Source organism: Atlanticothrix silvestris CENA357, assembly GCF_016056295.1.
In the GTDB taxonomy this organism is placed as follows: domain Bacteria; phylum Cyanobacteriota; class Cyanobacteriia; order Cyanobacteriales; family Nostocaceae; genus Atlanticothrix; species Atlanticothrix silvestris.
On the sequence record NZ_JAECZB010000099.1, the window covers coordinates 21,407 to 39,508 of the forward strand.

The following is an 18,102-nucleotide window of genomic DNA, read 5'->3' on the forward strand; positions in this document are numbered from 1 at the left end:
AAATTAATTACTCTCGACTCTTGACTAAATTCACTAGTAGTGTGAGGTAAAAATAAAAAATTAAAAAGTTTATGCCTTTGATGATTGTCTCTGAATATTTAGGGTAAAGACATGGTATCTTTATTTTCCCTGAGTAACAAAACAGAGATAATACTACTTGTCTTTTTTTGTTGTGATATTGCCCTAATTTCATCTCTTGGCATAACTAAAGTCTGTTGTTCGGGCACGGTATAACGTGCCCAGAGGTTATGAGCCACAATAGTATTGCTTGCCTGTACCAGCACTTAAGAGTGTCTGGTACATTAGCTATTTCTGGCAAATAGGTGCAAGATATTTTTAATTAGCAATGATGGAACAAAGTTTCCAAATAAACACGAGCAGCACGGCGATCGCTGTCTCCATTTTGAAGTAAAAACAGTGACAAGGCTGCTGTCAAGACTCGGTTTTGATCCCAATCGGGATGTTTCTCTAGGTAGTTTTTCAAGGATTCGTCGAGGGTTTCGGGAATTTCTGTAAAGATGCTAACCGTTGCTTTCATGAGATTTTCCTTCTCTGAGGTCAATCAAGAGGGACGAGTTGTTGAGTGTGATATTGCCTACCTAACAATCTATATCAACATTGCAGGTATGATTTTATACTATTGTTGTACAGACTATAAAAGAAGTAAGTCGCATCATTGTGCGACAAGAGGGGGTGGGTTTGTCAATGCTGCGAAATGTTAAAAACGAATGTATAAAAAATATTTTTCTACGCAAACATAGGGTTTTACAGCTATTTTTCGTTACTTTTTTTAATATAAACTCAGTCTTTCCTATGTTTAACCTCTGGGATTAAAAATCCCCAGTAAAACGGCAAGAGCCGATTACCTCGTAGAATATCTGTGGAAAACCTGTAAAATCTCTGTGGAAACCTTGTGGAATGAGTGAGGAAAATTGTAGATAATGATAAGAATTACAAAAATATTATCCTCTGCGGACATCTAAATCTAACGTGAGTTCGATGAACCTTTCCCCTTTCCGACGCGCAGAGGGGTTTTTTAGAGCCGTCGAACTCACGTTGAATCTAATAGCATTTCAGGTGGTTCAAAATAGATTTTGCTTGATCAGCGATCGCACAGGCAATATGCTTGTGCTATGAGCTAGAAACACAACTGTGTGAAAATATTAGCTTCCGACATTGATGCGCTCATTTACAGCAGGTGTACTAGCGCCATTGCCATCTGTTTGTGGAGCTTGGGGTGTACCGTGTAGTTTTGGCTCAGGCTGCGGTGGTTGCGGCTCAGGCCCCAGGGGCTGAGGATTGGCAATATACTCAAATTCTCCTTTACCATCCATTGAAGGGCCTTTTGCCCAACGACCTTCAGAGCTTTCCGTACCTTCTGAATGATTCCAGAACTGATAAGCAAACTCGCGTTTCTCCAATTCCAATGGGAAAGAACTGGGAACCGGAGTGCTTTCCATTCCAGAGCTTTCTAAATCCTCAATCGTTGCTAGCCACAAATTTTGGTGCATAGTATCACGAGCGATCATAAAGCTTAAGGTATCTTTCACCCCTGGATCGTCCGTCATTTCATACAGTCGCACTGCTTGCAAACGTCCTTGACTTTCGGCGTGGAGATTAGACCGGAAATCTGCCAACAGGTTCCCACTGGAGACAATATAACGACCGTTCCAAGGATAGCCAACGCTATCAGATGGTGTTGCGCCCAAACCAGACACAATAGCGTGTTGGGGGTTCATCGCTGCCGCCATAATTACATCTCGTGGGCTACTACCGCCCATCACAGCACCTACTACCGCATCTTTTGCACTTTCTTCTTGCATTTTGATCGGCGCTTTATCTAGAAGATGGGCAATCATCGTTGCCAGCATCTCAATGTGACCGATTTCTTCAGTACCAACATCTAGCAGCATATCCCGGTACTTGGCAGGGCCTCGACAGTTCCACCCTTGAAACAGATACTGCATCATCACGGTCATTTCACCAAAAGTCCCGCCGATGAGTTCTTGAATTTTCATTGCGTAAACTGCATCTGGTTTTTCTGGTGGCTTAAAATACTGAAGTTTCTTATTGTGATAAAACATTTGAATTCCTCGTTAATTGCAGATGTCGCTGACACAAAATTAAAACAGTTGCCAAACTTTTATACGATTTTGTGTAGCCTCTTATTACTAGGAAACTAATCAAATGCTTTATCTTCATCAGCCTCTAGTCAGATAAAAAAAATACTTTTAAATAAGTATTCCGACTAGGGCTTTTTTATTTATAGTTCTGTCTAGAAATGGATTTCAGAAAGCTTTAGCTTATTTCGATAAATGTATAACTACAAGACAGTAGGGGCACACAGCTAGCTGTGCGCCCCTACGAAGTATGTGGTTCAAACCCATGAAAACTGTTGTAAGTCAATACAGTTCTAATATGGTTCGTAATTTAATTTTCATCCCGTCCGTGGATTTGAGCTGGGGGACTGGTTGCTTCAACAGCCGTGAATGGTTCCAGGATTTTGTATGTGTGGCTGGCTCCTTTAGGCACAAGCCAAGAACTTCCAGGTTCTAGCAAAACCATTTGCCCTTCGATATGCAATTCTGCACGACCATTAATTACATAACCAACTGTTTCGTATTCACGTGTAGTTGGCTGCTTATTTTCACTAGGTTGCTCATTTTCCCAAAGACGCATGGAAAGAGATTTACCAGATGCCAAATACTTCTGACCCTCTTTACCTTTGGGAGAATTAGTAGAGTCTATTTTCTTAACGCTTGTGTCACTCATAATTAACTTGATGGTTGGAGTACAACTTTGATGCAGTGGTCTTTCTTGTCTTTAAATATTTGGTAGCCGTGGGGTGCTTGCTCTAAAGGTAGACGATGAGTAATGACAAATGATGGATCAATTTCGCCATTTTGAATGTGTTCTAGCAAAGGCTTTAAATATTTATGGACGTGAGTTTGTCCCATTTTGAAAGTTAGACCTTTGTTCATGGCAGCACCCATAGGTACTTTGTCGATAAAACCGCCATAAACCCCTGGTATTGATACGTGACCACCCTTCCTACAAGACACAATAACTTGCCGTAATGCTGTCGGGCGGTCTGTTTCTAAACGGATTGCTTGCTTGGCTTGGTCATAGAAAGCCATGAAGTCTGTGCCATGTGCTTCCATTCCTACGGCATCAATACAAGCATCAGGGCCACGTCCACCAGTCATCTCTTTGAGTGCTTCCCCAACATCCACTTCTTCGTAGTTGAGAACTTCGGCTTTACCGTCTTCTTTAGCCATTTGTAGTCGTTCTGGAATTCTATCAATGGCAATGACGCGTTCTGCACCCAACATGTATGCACTTCTAATGGCAAATTGTCCGACTGGGCCACAACCCCAAATAGCGACGATATCACCGGGTTTGATGTTACAGTTCTCCGCTGCCATATAGCCAGTCGGAAAAATATCAGTTAAAAACAGTACTTGCTCATCCGTCAAACCATCGGGAATTTTGAATAAACCAACATCGGCAAAGGGAACTCGCGCATACTCTGCTTGGCCACCAGCGTAACCGCCGAATAAATGAGAGTAACCAAATAGTCCTGCTGGTGAATGACCCATTTGCTTTTCTACTAACCAAGCATTAGGGTTAGAGTTATCGCACAGTGACCATAAATCCCGATTGCAGAAAAAGCAGCTACCGCAAGATATAGTGAAGGGAACAACGACGCGATCGCCTACTTTTACATTTTTTACTGCACTTCCTAGTTCAACAACTTCCCCCATGAATTCATGACCAAGGATATCACCCTTTTGCATCGTAGGGATGTAGCCATCATAAATATGTAAATCTGAACCACAAATTGCAGTGGAGGTAATTTTAATAATGGCATCACGCGGATTTAGAATTTTGGGATCAGGAACCGTTTCTACCCGCACATCGTTTGCTCCATGCCAGCAAACAGCTTTCATAATTATTTAGTCCTTACTTATTTATCAACAGTCGTTAGTCAAGAGTCTAAATAGTGATCTTTGACTCTTGACTTTGACTTCCAACTTAGTACAGCACGCTCAAAATCAACGAAACGTTTGTGCTATAAAAGTTAGGCTAGCTTTTTTATCGAGAGCGTTGAGGTGTTTGATAGTACCCTTCTGGAGTTTTAGTTAATGGTTCAACAGCCTTTTCAGTTCTTCTTTCGGCTGATTTAAAGAATCTTTTTGTACTTTGAGGAATTGGCTCATCAAGGTTGAGTTTTTCTCTTACATTATTAACAGCTCCTTTCAGGTTACTCTGAGCATTATCAACCTGTCCATTATTGCCATCGGGCGTGCCTTTGTAATAAATTCCCTCTGGAGTTTTCACATCAGCTTGCGCCACAGCTATGTTATTACCGTAGCTAATAAATCCCAAAAACGTAGACGCTATCAGAAAAACTATTAGAACTTGACGCAGAAGAATATTTTGTAAGCGAGAGAAGAAGTACTTCATAAAAATCCTCAATTGTATTGTGTATTAATAGCTTTGAGCTATTTCATGGTTTAAGAACAACTTTGATACAGTTGTCTTGTTTCTGTTGAAACATCTGGTAGGCATGGGGTGCTTCTTCTAGTGGTAATTGATGAGTAACCACAAAGGATGGATCAAGTTTGCCATCCATAATTAGCTTTAATAACAAATGCATATATTTCTGCCCATGCATTTGCCCCATCCTGAAAGTTAAACCTTTATTGAAGGCTGCACCAAAGGGCATCTTATCCACGAAACCGCCATAGACACCCATGATTGAAAGAGTCCCACCTTTACGACAAGCGACCATCATTTCTCGTAATACGTGGGGGCGATCGGTTTCTAACCTCAGCTTTTGTTTTGTCTGGTCATAGAAATCTTCTAAACCGACACCGTGCGCTTCTAAACCAACTGCATCGATGCAAGCATCAGGGCCGCGGCCGCCTGTCATTTCTTTTAATGCTTCGCCAGCATTCACTTCCTCGTAGTTAATAACTTCCGCCTTGGCGTATTTTTTCGCCATCTCCAGGCGTTCAGGAAAGCGGTCAATCGCGATAACTTTTTCGGCACCCATCATATAGGCACTGATCATGGCAAACTGACCTACAGCACCACAACCCCAAACGGCGACAGTATCACCCGGTTGAATATCGCAAAATTCCGCACCCATATAACCTGTGGGGATTGCGTCAGAAATGAACAACAGCATCTCATCCGGTAAATCTGGCGGTACTTTGACGACACCAACATCAGCAAAGGGGACGCGCACATATTCGGCTTGTGCGCCTGCATAGCCACCTAACATGTGAGAATAGCCGTAAATGGCTGAGGTGACATTGCCGAATAATTTTTCTTCGATCCAACTGTTGGGGTTGGAATTATCGCACAGCGACCACATATCATGCTGACAATAATGGCAATTACCGCAGCCAATTGTGGAAGGTACAACAACGCGATCGCCTGGTTTTAAATTGTTGACACCTTTACCAACTTCGACGACTTCCCCCATAAATTCGTGACCGATAATGTCACCCTTTTGCACTGTGGGAATATAGCCGCCGTAAATATGTAAATCTGAGCCACAAATCGCCGTTGATGTGATTTTGATAATAGCGTCGCGGGGATTAAGAATTTTAGGATCTGGTACTGTCTCTACCCGGACTTCATTGGCACTTTGCCAGCAGACTGCTTTCATAGCGATTAGTAGTAAAAAATAGACAACTAACTACCTACTTCCAGTTGGTTGACCTTCGGTAGTGGCGATTTCGCCTGCTTCCATGAGCATTTTGAAGCGGCGCAAATCATCACCAATCTGCTGTTCTGGTTCTTCACCGAAAAGCTTAGCTATGACAGACGCTAACACTCCACCAGGAGGGTTATATTCTAGGACAACCTTGACTTCCGTGCCGCGATCGCTTGGTGCTTTTTGGAAACGTACAAAACCTGAGTTATCAACATCTGCACCTTCTACAGAAGCCCAAGAAATAAACTCATTTTCTCGATCTTCTAAAATATCTGCATCCCATTCGACACTACTACCCAAAGGTGCATTAGCGATCCAGTGAGAGCGTTTTTCGTTGGACACCCTTACAGATTTGAGATGCTTCATAAAGGTGGGTAAATTCTCAAAGTTGTGCCAAAAGCGATATAACTCTTCTGCCGATTTATTAATCGTGACGGTCTTTTCAACTTTGATCGGTTGGTTTATGCCTATTGCTTCTTGTGCTTGCTGAATGGTACTTTGTTTTGTTGCACTTTGATAAATCAAACCACCACCAGCCAAAGCAGTTAGCACTCCTCGTAGGGAACCTTGTCTTAAACCCATTAGCACTAGCGCCCCGCCACCAATGAGAGATGCCCAACGCTCAGTTTCACTAGCTTCATTACTGCTAGTCATTTTATTTTCCTGTGTCGAAGCCACTTTTTTATCTCCTGATCACAATCAGATAACCGCAGGGGTGCAAAGCAAGTCGCCTGCGGTATGCTCTTTACGTTTACGCGTTTAAGCCCAACAACCTTACATTGATACCGCAGCACCTGTTGTCGGTTTGGGAGCCTTAGCTCCAACTCCTACCCGCGCCTGATATAGCTGTGCCAACTGCTGTTCGGATTTCAACAAGTCTTGGTAAATTCCTTTGAAAATAGCTGTTGCTACCGGATCGGTATACATTGCACACAAATTACCTATATCACCAATCCCAGTTTGCACATCTCCTAAAGCAGAACGTAACTGATATATGTCATCACTACCAGTCAAAGCAGACTTTACCTTGGCGTATTGATTGGCTATATTTGCCCCTAAAGAAGGTTTTTCACCTAGTGTATGCAGATAGGTTTCTAAATGTTCAATGTGGCGTTTTTTGTCAGTAATCATCTCTTGAAAGAGCGATTTAATTTCTGTATCTGATTCCTTTTGGTTGTACTGCTCTAAGGCTTCTAATGAGTAATGTTCGCCACCCAAAGCAGTATTGAGACCTTTGACAATATCACCTTTGGTTGAGCCACCCCAAGCATCAGCTAGTTTCCACCATTCAGCACTTGTGTCCTTTTCATTGGGGAGTGCTGCATCTTTGCCACCATAACCTAAGCGGCTAAGAATAGCTGTGGTAAAAATTGCCAAGTCACCAGGCTCACGGGACGTAATTAAATTGCCATCAACTACCAATGGTTCATCAAGATAGTTTGCACCCGCATTGATCATGTCTTTGCGAATAGCGCTAAAGCCAGTGGCCCGTTTATTGGTGAGCAAGTCACCTTCAATTAAAAGTTGTGGCCCATGACAAACCGCAGCTACCCATTTTCCTTGTTGCATTGCCTCTTGTACAAAGCGCACCATATTGGGATTCCGCCGCATTTTATCGGGAGCCATACCACCAGGAATAATCACTGCATCAAATTCAGAAACTATTGCTTCTGTTGCAGTGGCATCAGCTTGCGTAGTCAGTTTGCCATGTTTACCTTTGTATTTTTCATTCATGCGTGAACCGAGGACAACTACCTCCATTCCTGCCTGTTTTATCCCATTGTAAGGAAGAATAAATTCTATATCTTCTACCCCATTTTCAATCAGGATAGCTATTTTTTTCTTACTGGAATGGTTGTTATGGTTGGTCATGTATTTTACCTATTTTCTGAAAATTAACTAGCTCAATTTGAGCTTATTTGGAATTGATGTTGTTTATTAACTAGCTACTTAGCTCGTTGGTGTTGTGGCAAACAATTCTTCGTAATCATGAGATAAATGAGCGTGAAACGCCGCAAAAATTTCGGGTTTTATGGCATTTTGCAACACAGCAAAAACAGCCCGGACTTGAATAGCAGCCGTAGTTGGTTCTATGTTTTCTTTTTGACTTGCACGAGTAATAAATTCTTGCAAATTGAAAGATTCAAAACTTTCCCCTTCTTTGCCTCGTAAATATTCGCTTAATTTCTGGGGCAAATTAGCAGCTAATTCTTGTGCTTCATCACTAGTAATACGTTCTTTAATTGTTTCTAGTGTTGCACGAGTAGCACGTTCTGCTTCTTCACGAGAATTCGATTGTGCAAGACTTTGTACATGTGTAATGAATTCGTCGTATTCCATCTTCCACCTCCACTGAGCAAAATCACTAAATTGAATTGATCTGCTACTTTACTTTTAGATATTTCAAATTATGAGATTTAAATACTCAAAAATAGTTATGAGTGAAGAAGTTGGGATTGGGGAATTGTTAGGGGTTGAAAACTTCCAACTCATAACATTATGTATGGCTTGACCGTGTATTTACACTTACAAGGTTAAGCTGGAATCGCTATCCTAGCTTCGTTCTCAGGGGATAGATTTTTTTATTTCTAAAGTCGTACATCTTCAGCAATACAAACTTTTGCGTTTAAAACGTTATGTTGAGAAGGCAGAAAAAGTTAAAGATTATGGTTAAAAATAATAATCGCGACGAAAAAATTGAATCAAGTGATTTGCCCCAGGAAATTACCGAATCTTACGGCACTGGTGTGAAAGATTTGCCAGGATACAATATCGGTGGGCGATCGCTACGAGAAAGAAGACACGATTATACACAAACCAGTCCAGAACTCACGGGTGGGGATGTTGATGCTTATTGGCAAGATGCAGATGCGGTAGGAGATGAAGCTGTTGGTGGAACAGCGCCTACTCCTGATCAAAATGTCACTGAAGATTTAGAAGCAGCAGTAGGGTTGGAAATGAGAGACAATACCTCTCTTCGCACTGAGGCGATTTTAGAACGGCGTGATGATACTCGTTGGGAATTAGACCCGATGTCTTCTGACGATTATGAGGAACGGGAGTAAGGAGCAGGGAGCAGGGGGAAAATAGTTCTTTGAACAAAAATAAATCTGGAAAAAGAGTCTTTTGAATTGCTGAAATTGCAAAACAGCTGCAAAGCTTTATGGCAACTCAGGACACCGCTACAATAGTAGCCTAACGAAGATTCTGTCTAGATAGTTTTATTATGACGACTACGACTGTAAAAACTGAGTATGAAGCGATTATTGGTTTAGAAACCCATTGTCAGCTGAGTACTAATACTAAGATTTTCTCTACTAGCTCCACGGCATTTGGTGGTGAACCCAATACTAACATTGACCCAGTGTGTATGGGTTTACCTGGCGTTTTACCTGTACTAAATCAAAAAGTGTTGGAATACGCCGTTAAAACTGGTTTGGCGCTGAATTGTCAAATTGCCCCATACAGTAAATTTGACCGTAAACAGTATTTCTATCCTGATTTACCGAAAAACTACCAAATTTCTCAATATGATTTACCGATCGCAGAACACGGTTGGTTAGAAATTGAGTTGGTAGGTGCTGATGGTAATCCTATTCGTAAACGCATTGGCATCACGCGGTTGCACATGGAGGAGGATGCTGGCAAACTGGTACACGCAGGCAGCGATCGCTTGTCTGGTTCTACTTATTCTTTGGTAGACTACAACCGCGCAGGTATTCCTCTGGTGGAAATTGTCTCAGAACCCGATCTGCGTTCTGGAATTGAAGCTGCTGAATATGCTGAAGAATTACGCCGCATCGTGCGCTATCTCGGTGTGAGTGATGGGAATATGCAAGAAGGATCTCTGCGTTGTGATGTCAATATTTCTGTACGTCCAGTAGGACGAAAGGAATTTGGCACCAAGGTAGAAATTAAAAACATGAACTCGTTTAGCGCTATTCAACGAGCAATTGATCACGAAATTGAAAGACAAATCGCCGCTATAGAAGCAGGCGATCGCATTGTTCAAGAAACTCGCTTGTGGGAAGAAGGCGCTCAACGCACAATTAGTATGCGGGTTAAGGAAGGTTCTAGTGATTACCGCTATTTTCCAGAACCCGATTTAGCACCGATTGAAGTATCCAGTGAACAACTAGAGCAATGGCGTAATGAATTGCCAGAACTGCCGGCACAAAAACGTCATCATTATGAAAGCGAGTTGGGACTTTCGGCTTACGATGCCCGCGTGTTGACAGAAGATCGCACAGTAGCCGAATATTTTGAAGCAGCGATCGCAGCAGGAGCAAACCCGAAAGCTGCTGCTAATTGGATTACTCAAGATATCGCTGCCTACCTCAACAAACAAAAACTCAGTATCACCGAAATTGCCCTGACTCCTACCAATTTAGCTGAAGTGATCACCCGAATTGAAAAGGGCAAAATTAGCAATGCTCAAGCTAAAGAAAAGCTGCCAGATTTATTGACAGGTGTTTCTCCTGAAAAAGCGTTTGCTGGTCAAGAGTTAATCACTGATCCTAGTGTATTAGAACCAATCATTGATGAAGTGATCGCTGCCAATCCCAAAGAACTAGAAAAATATCGCAACGGTAACACCAACCTCAAAGGCTTCTTTGTCGGTCAGGTTTTGAAAAAGACTAACAAACGTGCTGATCCTAAATTGACTAATGAATTAGTGGAGAAGAAATTAAATTAGGAACTAGTGGCGTGGCAAGGCTAAATTTATGCAAAAAAAATGTGTAGGTTGGGTCGAAGAATGAGACCCAACATCCTTGCCTAATGGTCTTGTAAGGCAGTTTGCAAAGTAACACTTAGTGCCTGGGAATTTCTTCACCATATATTTACAAAAAACACAGAAAAATAGGTGACACCCCTCACACCTAAACAGCTATTCTGTGATTAGTAGATATACCCTAATGATCTGGAGAGCCACTTAAGTAGCTCTCCCTTATTTTTTGTTTTTTAGACATAATGCACATTAAATGTTCATTAGTAGTGAGCAAAGTTACAGTTTGCAATTATAATTTTTGAGGCTAAATATACACCGGGAACTTTCTTAACAAGATTTATACGAAAAAAATAAATGATGGGTATTACTCCTCATGGCAAAAGTGATATACTGTGCTAAGTAGATGCACCCTGATGATCTGGAGAGCTGCTTAAGTAGCTCTCTTTTTTTGGATTTTGATGCTTACTCTGTAAGCATTTGGGATGGAATAAGCAGTTATTAATAAGTAACAACTAACCATTAAACTAATGAATAATACTTGGTATAATCGCCAGTCGAGCGCCTATATATTTATCAGGTAAGAAACATGGCAGACTGGCAAGAAATTACTGGAGGTGTCACAGCCCCAAGGGGATATCAGGCATCTGGAATAACCGCAGGACTGAAACCTTCGGGATTGCCTGATTTAGCCTTGATATGGTCAGATGTTGAGGCGATCGCAGCGGGTGTATTCACTACTAGTCAAGTGAAAGCCGCCTGCGTTGATTATTGCCGCCAACGCTTGCAAGCCAAACATGGCGCTCGTGCAATTCTTTGCAATGCTGGACAAGCCAACGCCGCCACAGGCGATCAAGGCGTACAAGATGCCCAAGAAAGTGCTGAGTTATTAGCTCGCGAATTGCATATTTCACCAGGATCAATTTTGCTAGCTTCTACGGGCGTGATTGGTCAACGTATTAAAATGGATGCTCTGCGGAATGGCATTCCTAAGTTAGTAGCCGCACTTTCTGAAACAGGCTCAGATGCTGCCGCCGGGGCGATTATTACTACAGACTTAGTACCAAAATCTATTGCCTTAGAAACAACCATAGGCGATCGCCCAGTCCGGATTGGTGGTATTGCCAAAGGTTCTGGGATGATTCATCCCAACATGGCAACTATGCTGGCATTTGTTACCTGCGATGCAGCTGTTTCAACAGCTCTTTGGCAGCAAATGTTAGCTAGGGCAGCTAATAGAAGTTTCAATTCTATTACAGTTGATGGTGATACCAGTACTAATGACAGTTTAATTGCCCTGGCCAATGGTCAATCTCGCACCCCAGCAATTACCGAAATGGGCGCAGAAGCCGAAAAATTAGAGGCAATGTTAACAGCAGTTTGCCAGCATTTAGCCAAAGCGATCGCCCGTGACGGAGAAGGTGCAACCTGCCTAATAGAAGTGCAAGTGACAGGAGCCCATGATGAACTCTCAGCCCGTCAAATAGCCAAAACTATTGCCGGTTCATCCTTAGTTAAGTCTGCAATCTTTGGGCGTGACCCTAACTGGGGACGTATCGCCGCCGCCGCCGGACGTGCAGGCGTACATTTTGAGCAAGAAAACCTGCAAATTAAGTTAGGGAATTTCTTAATGTTAGAAAATGGTCAACCTTTAAGTTTTGACCGTGCAGCAGCGAGTGCTTATTTAAGACAAGTTGCGGCGGAATCTTCCTTACCCAAAGACTTTATGGCCACAAATAATAGTAATGATTTGTCTGTTGACAGAAGTACTATTGCAGCTCAACGGGTAGATAATCCTGTAATCATTGCAGTTAGTGTTGGCAATGGCTATGGTTCTGGTAAAGCTTGGGGTTGCGACTTGAGTTATGACTACGTAAAAATTAACGCGGAGTATACTACTTGATTGTTTTTATTAAGTGAGGAGCGATCGGCCATAGCTCATGATTTTGAGTATGGCGTACTGTCGCCAGTAATGAAAGACATATCTATCAATGCATTTTAGCGACAACATCCACATTATCACTCTTAAGCTGACCATCTTCCATATAAATGATGCGATCGGCTATATCGAGGATACGGTTGTCATGGGTAACTAGCAAAATTGTACAGCCTTGTTCTTTGGCTAGCTTTTGCATTAATTCCACAACATCACGCCCAGATTTTTTGTCGAGTGCAGCAGTGGGTTCGTCTGCTAAAACAATTTTAGGATGGCTGACTAAAGCACGAGCGATCGCTACTCGTTGTTTTTGTCCCCCAGAAAGATTTTCGGGGTAGTACTTGATGTGGTCTATTAAGCCGACAGTTTCTAGTATGGCGATCGCTTTGGCATCAATATCCTGATTCAAAAAATCGTCATGCAACTCTAGAGACATACGCACATTTTCTTGAGCAGTCAAAAAAGTCATTAAGTTATGCGCCTGGAAAATATAGCCAATCTGGCGGCGAAGCTTAGTCAACTGCTGCTTTTTTGCACCGCAGATTTCCTGTCCTAAAATTTTTAGACTACCTTCTTGAGCAGATCGCAATCCACCCATTAAAGTCAAGAGGGTAGTTTTTCCTGACCCAGAGGGGCCAGTCATAATCACAATATCCCCAGCGTTAATTTCTAAATTAATATCAAATAATACTTGTTTGCGAAGTGTACCCTCACCAAAATAATGGTTGAGGTTATGGATAGAAATGACTGGTTCTAAAATAGAGAATGTTGACTCGGAAGTTTTTGATTGAGATTCGTGCAACATAAATTTTTTAAAAGATTAAAGGTTGAAAAAGGGTAACTGAGAAAAACTTTTATTTCATCGTTTATAGAACTTACGCATTAATTACGGAAGAATAAAACCGCAGAGGCGCAGGGGACATAGAGGAATAAGAGTTTGAGAGGTATTTTACGTAAGTCCTGGTTTAGAAGACATCAGCAGGGTCAGCAGAACGTAGCTTTCGCATAGCGATCGCCCCAGAAAAACTACACATAATTAAAGTCAAAATCCACACGCGTATGGCTCGGTCTACAGTCATGAAAATAGGAAGCATGGTCGCCGCATAAGTGACCTGATACAATCCAAATGAAAGGATAAATCCAGGGAGAAAACCTAAGATTGCTAAGAAAAACGCTTCTTGGAGTAAGACTCCTAATAGATAGTTATCGGTATACCCCATCGCTTTCAGGGTGGCATATTCTGGTAAATGGTCGGAGACATCGGAGTATAATATTTGATACACAATAACAATGCCGACAATAAACCCGACTGCTGTACCTAAACCGAAAATGAAACCAATGCCAGTGCCAGTTTCCCAGTATTTTTTTTCAACTTGGGCAAATCCCTCTGGAGTTAACACTATGACATCATTAGGCAATCTTGCAGCGAGTTGCGATCGCATTTTTTCGGCATCAGCCCCTGCTTTGAGAGTGATTAATCCAACTTCGACGCGATCGGGTTTACGTTCTGGGAATAGTTGTAAAAAGGTGGAATCGCTTGTAATCACATTACCATCGGCGGCAAAGGATGCCCCACTGCTAAACACGCCTTTAACACGGACAGCTTTGTTATTTAGTTCAGTTTGGAAATTGCCCGTTTCTTTGAAGATATCACCAACTGCTCCATATTCCGGGCGACCCGCTTGATCAAACAAAACTTGATATAACTGTTTGAGGTCATTTTGGTTTTGTTGGATTTCAGGAAGATTAAACGCAGATTCCGTTGGATCGATACCCCAAACTAAGATGGCGCGATCAAGACGCGTTTCGGGATTTCGCCACTGTGCGGTGCCAATATAAAGCGAAGTTACTGATTGAACTCCTTCATAACCCAATGTCTGGTAAAGTCGCTCTCTCGAAAAGCTTTTTACCGAAAATAGAGTTTGAAATTGGGGATTAATCAAAACCAAATCCGCTTGTAAACTGCGATGAGGCTTTATCGCTGCATCAAAAAGCGCACTTTCAAACCCTAGTTGAATGAACATTAGCATGTCTGCAAAGGTAATCCCTGCAACTGCAACTGCCAGACGCGTCTTTTCTTTCATTAACTGCCGCCATGCCAGCGGCGTTTTGCGAAAAAATTTAAAAAACATTTTGTAATAGCCTCAATATCAAAGTCGTTTAAGAAATTGCAGTGTCAGTTTGCTGTTCCAGTTGATACTGTCGCATTAATAAAAACAAAGGCAAGCCAAGAGAAACCCCAACCAAAAGATTAGAAGCAATGTAAATCCAGAGGTTTTGCATTTTCAGACGCGTGCCTTCCCAAAACACAAACACCCAGAGAGTTAAGGATGAAACAATCACATCCATGCCAAAAAAACCAGAAATTTTGTTAGCAAATAGCTGCTCAAAGAAAAGCCGGATATCAAAGCCATTTTCTAAGACAAATGGCAACAACTGTGAGTATGGCAAAGCTGTTCCTAAAATGCAAAGTAGAAGATATATAACTTTCAACATGATGAAATTTATAGATTAACGGTTTTACAGTTCAATTGCTGTCTGTACTTGCAAGTTAGTGAAACCTGCAACTCGTTTACTATCTTCAGGATTGAGACGAATTTTCACTTCAACTACTCGGCTATCGAGATTTTCTCCTGGCTGGTTGCTAAAAATGTTTTGCCGATTCACTTGTAAGCCAATTAGAGCAACGGTTCCTCGTAGCTCACCATCAAATGCTTGACTAGTAATTATTGCTTGTTGCCCCAGTTTTACTTTACCGATGTCGGTTTGATAAACTTCTGCCACTGCCATCATTTGCTCGGTTTGAGCTAAGTCTGCAATGCCAGAATCACTAATTTTTTCTCCAACTTTTGTATGAATTTTGAGAATCTGTCCCGCCATTGGTGCTTTGATATCCGCTGCTTCTAAGTCAGTTTCGGCACGTTTGAGGGCAGCGATCGCATTTTCAACTTCACTTTGAGCTGCGGCTACATCTACCGGACGAACTTCTGCAATGCTGCTGAGTGTGGCTTTGGCTTCGCTAACTTGTTTGTTACCAGTGGTGTTAGTGCGGTTGAGCGCTACTTGAGCTTCGGCTAATTGCCTGCTAGCAGTAGTGTTTATCCGGTTGAGAACTGCTTTGGCTTCGTCCAATTGCTGTTTTGTAGTATCTACACTCAAGCCTTTACTATCAAACAAAGAATTAGAAATTGCACCTTCAGAATATAGCTGCTGATAACGTTGATATTCCGATTGGGCATTATTGAGTTCTGCCTCCAGTTTTTTGATTGTTGCTGATTGAGCGATTCTATCGCCTTCCCACTGGGCTTTGATTCGGGCGATCGCTTCTTGTTGAGCTGTTTTGTCTCCTTGGGACTGGGCTTGTAAACGTTCAATACTTGCCTGCTGGGCTTGAATTTCTCCAGTTTTAGCTCCGGCTTTGACTTGATTGAGTTGAGCTTGAGCAACTCTAACTTGTTTTTGTGCCTGTAGTACCGCTGTTTGCAAGCGATCGCGTGAGTCTAAAATTGCTACCACCTGTCCAGCTTTGACGCGGTCGCCTTCTTTGACAAGAATTTTAGCCATGCGATCGCCATCTAAAACCAACGGTGCAGATAGTTTAATTACCTCTGCTTCTGGTTCTAGTCGTCCTAAAGCAGTGATTTTTTGAGCGATCGGACTAGTTTCTATAGATTCAGATGAGGCAGTTTTCCCTATTCCTCCGAATTGAGAAATACCATAAAAGACTATTCCGCCTGTAATGGCAGTAGCAGCAATGACTAATGCTATTAGTTTTTGATATGAAGGTTTAAACAATAAATTTTGACTCATCTTTCCCCACCTATAAATAGATTAATTGACTATCTCCAAACTTCAGTCTAAGCAAACATCAAAATTATCAAATGTTGACTAATTATTTGATAGTTTTAATTAATTTTGTCTTGTAAATATACCATCAACATTTTGCCTAAAAGTCTACACTGTTCAATAAAATCAATAGTTTCATCACCCCATAACTTTTCTAAAATTAAACCGTTGACAAAACTAAGTAAAAAAGTAGCTAACACTGGATCTTCGACACCCAATACATTACAGGCAGCCTGTTGATATCTTTTATTAGCATGTTTCAAAACGCTACTATTCAACATTGTTTTTGAGTCTTGATGCTGACAAAAATTCACCCAAATATATGTCCATTTAATGAAGTAATCTTCATTTTTTACTAAATATCTTCCCAACGCCGTCATTGATTCTGAGAGCGTTTGTGTTCCTTCTAACTCTGCCAATGCTGCACTTACATCCTGCTGACTGATTTCCTCTACTAATTGCTCAAAAAGTACTTGTTTACTGGGGAAATAGTGGTACAGCGTACCAGTAGAAACTGCTAAACTTTGAGCGATTTGCCGCATAGTGACGGAACCATAGCCTTTTTGGGCGAATAAATCAAAGCTTTTGCTGAGTAGTTCCTTACGATATTGGTCATGGTCAACGATCTTAGGCATGATTTAGATTTATTTATATCGAACGCTCGTTATTTATTGAAATCTATCAATTCAGAGTTGTTGATTTACCAACTCTGCAATATATCCCCTGCAAAAGCTAACTTTTAGTTATCACCCTGTTATTTGCTGTTTATGTAAAAAGCTAACTGAAATGTTAAGGGGTTATTTTAAAGTAATTTAAATTTAAACTAATACACATTTTTTAATGTATACTAGGCTGCCAGTTCTGTCAAGGTAAATGCAGCAAAAGCAATATGGCTTATAAATCAAGCTTTTTAACCTGGATAGTTATTTTTACCAGCCTGCGCTAGTGGTCTGTCCCATTAATTTTGCAGGGTTGCACTAGCTCATGATTAAATAGTGATCTAGGTGCAAACGTGCCCACAAACTGACCGAACAATTCGCAATTCACAATTGCGAAAGTAATTGAATAATTGATTCATTCAGGATACAAGCCTCTCGATTTATTGGGAAAAAGCAAGAATACGTAGTATCAGTATTCAAGCCCCGCCTTTAGGCATGAGGTAATAATAGCGAATTGCGATCTTCGAAGCGTAAAGCCTGCGGCATAGCTTCTCTACGAGATGCTAGCGCGAACGCTTAGAGCGACGAAGGAGCGTCATTCACAATTGCGAATTGGTGTGACAGGCGATCGCGCTTAGAAGCCAATACGGTTCAGTTAAGGCTAGAAAGCTGATTAGTAATGTGAAATTTCGGAGCTTCTACTCTTTGTCAGGTACCTCTGTGTTGAGGCTTTTTAGAGCGAAACTTTGATACAGGTTTCTTCACGACTCTGGGATTAATACGGTGAACACGTTCAGGTAGCAACGTATCTAAAATCTCGACAATTAACCAATCGAAAAAAAAGGTAATTCTTCGGTCTGTAAGCCTTGAAATTTAGGAATCAATACGGTTCAGTTAAGGCTCAAAATCATGTAAATTAGGCATTGTTACCAAAAATGGAAATTAAATGCCGTGCATCTGAGGGATTTTTCATTGGTGTCTCCTGATATACAAAATACTGAGTTGCTGAAAGCAATCGAAATGGCTATTCCAGCAACGGCAATTGAACAGGCGATCGCTAATACCAAAACCGAAGAGGAACGCACGCGATCGCTACCAGCGCAGTTAATGGTCAGTCTGGTAATAGCAATGAGCCTGTGGTCGAGAGATTCGATGCGGGATGTACTCAAAAACTTAGTAGATGGTCTTTCTGTGGCATGGGTAAAAG

Annotated in this window: 18 protein-coding genes; 4 read left to right on the forward strand and 14 right to left on the reverse strand. The window is 41.6% G+C overall.

Features of this window, described 5'->3' with window-relative positions; genetic code table 11:
- Positions 1–340 precede the first annotated feature (340 nt).
- The 9 genes from I8751_RS26540 to I8751_RS26580 form a co-directional block, all read right to left on the reverse strand.
- Positions 341–538 carry a DUF2811 domain-containing protein gene (locus tag I8751_RS26540; protein WP_214442081.1) on the reverse strand — a complete coding sequence of 66 codons (198 nt, stop codon included), beginning with the start codon at positions 536–538 and terminating at the stop codon, positions 341–343.
- A 625-nt stretch (positions 539–1,163) separates the two neighbouring features.
- A complete protein-coding gene (locus tag I8751_RS26545; RefSeq protein WP_214442082.1) occupies positions 1,164–2,084 on the reverse strand; it encodes a manganese catalase family protein in 921 nt (306 codons plus the stop codon).
- A 346-nt stretch (positions 2,085–2,430) separates the two neighbouring features.
- Positions 2,431–2,772, reverse strand: coding sequence for a cupin domain-containing protein (locus I8751_RS26550; RefSeq protein WP_214442083.1), 342 nt, complete (start codon positions 2,770–2,772; stop codon positions 2,431–2,433).
- Positions 2,773–2,774: 2 nt separating this feature from the next.
- Positions 2,775–3,950: a zinc-dependent alcohol dehydrogenase gene (locus tag I8751_RS26555; RefSeq protein WP_214442084.1), complete on the reverse strand. Its 1,176-nt coding sequence runs from the start codon at positions 3,948–3,950 to the stop codon at positions 2,775–2,777.
- 145 nt (positions 3,951–4,095) lie between these two features.
- Entirely contained in the window at positions 4,096–4,467 is a 372-nt protein-coding gene (locus I8751_RS26560) for a hypothetical protein (protein ID WP_214442085.1), read from the reverse strand.
- A 43-nt stretch (positions 4,468–4,510) separates the two neighbouring features.
- Positions 4,511–5,680, reverse strand: coding sequence for a zinc-dependent alcohol dehydrogenase (locus tag I8751_RS26565; RefSeq protein ID WP_214442086.1), 1,170 nt, complete (start codon positions 5,678–5,680; stop codon positions 4,511–4,513).
- A gap of 30 nt (positions 5,681–5,710) precedes the next feature.
- Entirely contained in the window at positions 5,711–6,382 is a 672-nt protein-coding gene (locus tag I8751_RS26570; RefSeq protein WP_225894436.1) for an SRPBCC family protein, read from the reverse strand.
- A 120-nt stretch (positions 6,383–6,502) separates the two neighbouring features.
- The gene (locus tag I8751_RS26575; RefSeq protein ID WP_214442088.1) at positions 6,503–7,600 is read right to left on the reverse strand and encodes a DJ-1/PfpI/YhbO family deglycase/protease; all 1,098 of its coding nucleotides are present in this window, start codon (positions 7,598–7,600) and stop codon (positions 6,503–6,505) included.
- A 78-nt stretch (positions 7,601–7,678) separates the two neighbouring features.
- Positions 7,679–8,068 (reverse strand): DUF2267 domain-containing protein, encoded by a 390-nt coding sequence (locus I8751_RS26580; protein ID WP_214442089.1) that lies wholly within the window; start codon positions 8,066–8,068, stop codon positions 7,679–7,681.
- A 326-nt stretch (positions 8,069–8,394) separates the two neighbouring features.
- On the opposite strand from I8751_RS26580, the gene I8751_RS26585 reads away from it, so the two are divergent.
- The 3 genes from I8751_RS26585 (at position 8,395) to argJ (ending at position 12,357) form a co-directional block, all read left to right on the forward strand.
- Entirely contained in the window at positions 8,395–8,793 is a 399-nt protein-coding gene (locus I8751_RS26585) for a DUF6335 family protein (protein ID WP_214442090.1), read from the forward strand.
- Positions 8,794–8,951: 158 nt separating this feature from the next.
- Positions 8,952–10,424, forward strand: a complete 1,473-nt coding sequence (gatB, locus tag I8751_RS26590; RefSeq protein WP_214442097.1) for an Asp-tRNA(Asn)/Glu-tRNA(Gln) amidotransferase subunit GatB — start codon at positions 8,952–8,954, stop codon at positions 10,422–10,424.
- A gap of 619 nt (positions 10,425–11,043) precedes the next feature.
- Positions 11,044–12,357 carry a bifunctional ornithine acetyltransferase/N-acetylglutamate synthase gene (gene argJ, locus I8751_RS26595; protein WP_214442091.1) on the forward strand — a complete coding sequence of 438 codons (1,314 nt, stop codon included), beginning with the start codon at positions 11,044–11,046 and terminating at the stop codon, positions 12,355–12,357.
- Between the two features lie 85 nt (positions 12,358–12,442).
- Here argJ and I8751_RS26600 read toward each other — a convergent pair whose 3' ends face one another.
- The 5 genes from I8751_RS26600 to I8751_RS26620 form a co-directional block, all read right to left on the reverse strand.
- Entirely contained in the window at positions 12,443–13,195 is a 753-nt protein-coding gene (locus I8751_RS26600; RefSeq protein WP_214442092.1) for a DevA family ABC transporter ATP-binding protein, read from the reverse strand.
- A 160-nt stretch (positions 13,196–13,355) separates the two neighbouring features.
- A complete protein-coding gene (gene devC / locus I8751_RS26605; RefSeq protein ID WP_214442093.1) occupies positions 13,356–14,522 on the reverse strand; it encodes an ABC transporter permease DevC in 1,167 nt (388 codons plus the stop codon).
- A gap of 28 nt (positions 14,523–14,550) precedes the next feature.
- Positions 14,551–14,886: a DUF2834 domain-containing protein gene (locus I8751_RS26610; RefSeq protein ID WP_214442094.1), complete on the reverse strand. Its 336-nt coding sequence runs from the start codon at positions 14,884–14,886 to the stop codon at positions 14,551–14,553.
- Between the two features lie 24 nt (positions 14,887–14,910).
- Entirely contained in the window at positions 14,911–16,200 is a 1,290-nt protein-coding gene (locus I8751_RS26615; RefSeq protein WP_214442095.1) for an ABC exporter membrane fusion protein, read from the reverse strand.
- Positions 16,201–16,295: 95 nt separating this feature from the next.
- Positions 16,296–16,871 carry a TetR/AcrR family transcriptional regulator gene (locus I8751_RS26620; protein ID WP_214442096.1) on the reverse strand — a complete coding sequence of 192 codons (576 nt, stop codon included), beginning with the start codon at positions 16,869–16,871 and terminating at the stop codon, positions 16,296–16,298.
- Between the two features lie 1,044 nt (positions 16,872–17,915).
- On the opposite strand from I8751_RS26620, the gene I8751_RS26625 reads away from it, so the two are divergent.
- Positions 17,916–18,102, forward strand: a 187-nt coding sequence (locus I8751_RS26625; RefSeq protein ID WP_214442098.1) for a transposase domain-containing protein, incomplete at its 3' end; no start/stop codon positions are given.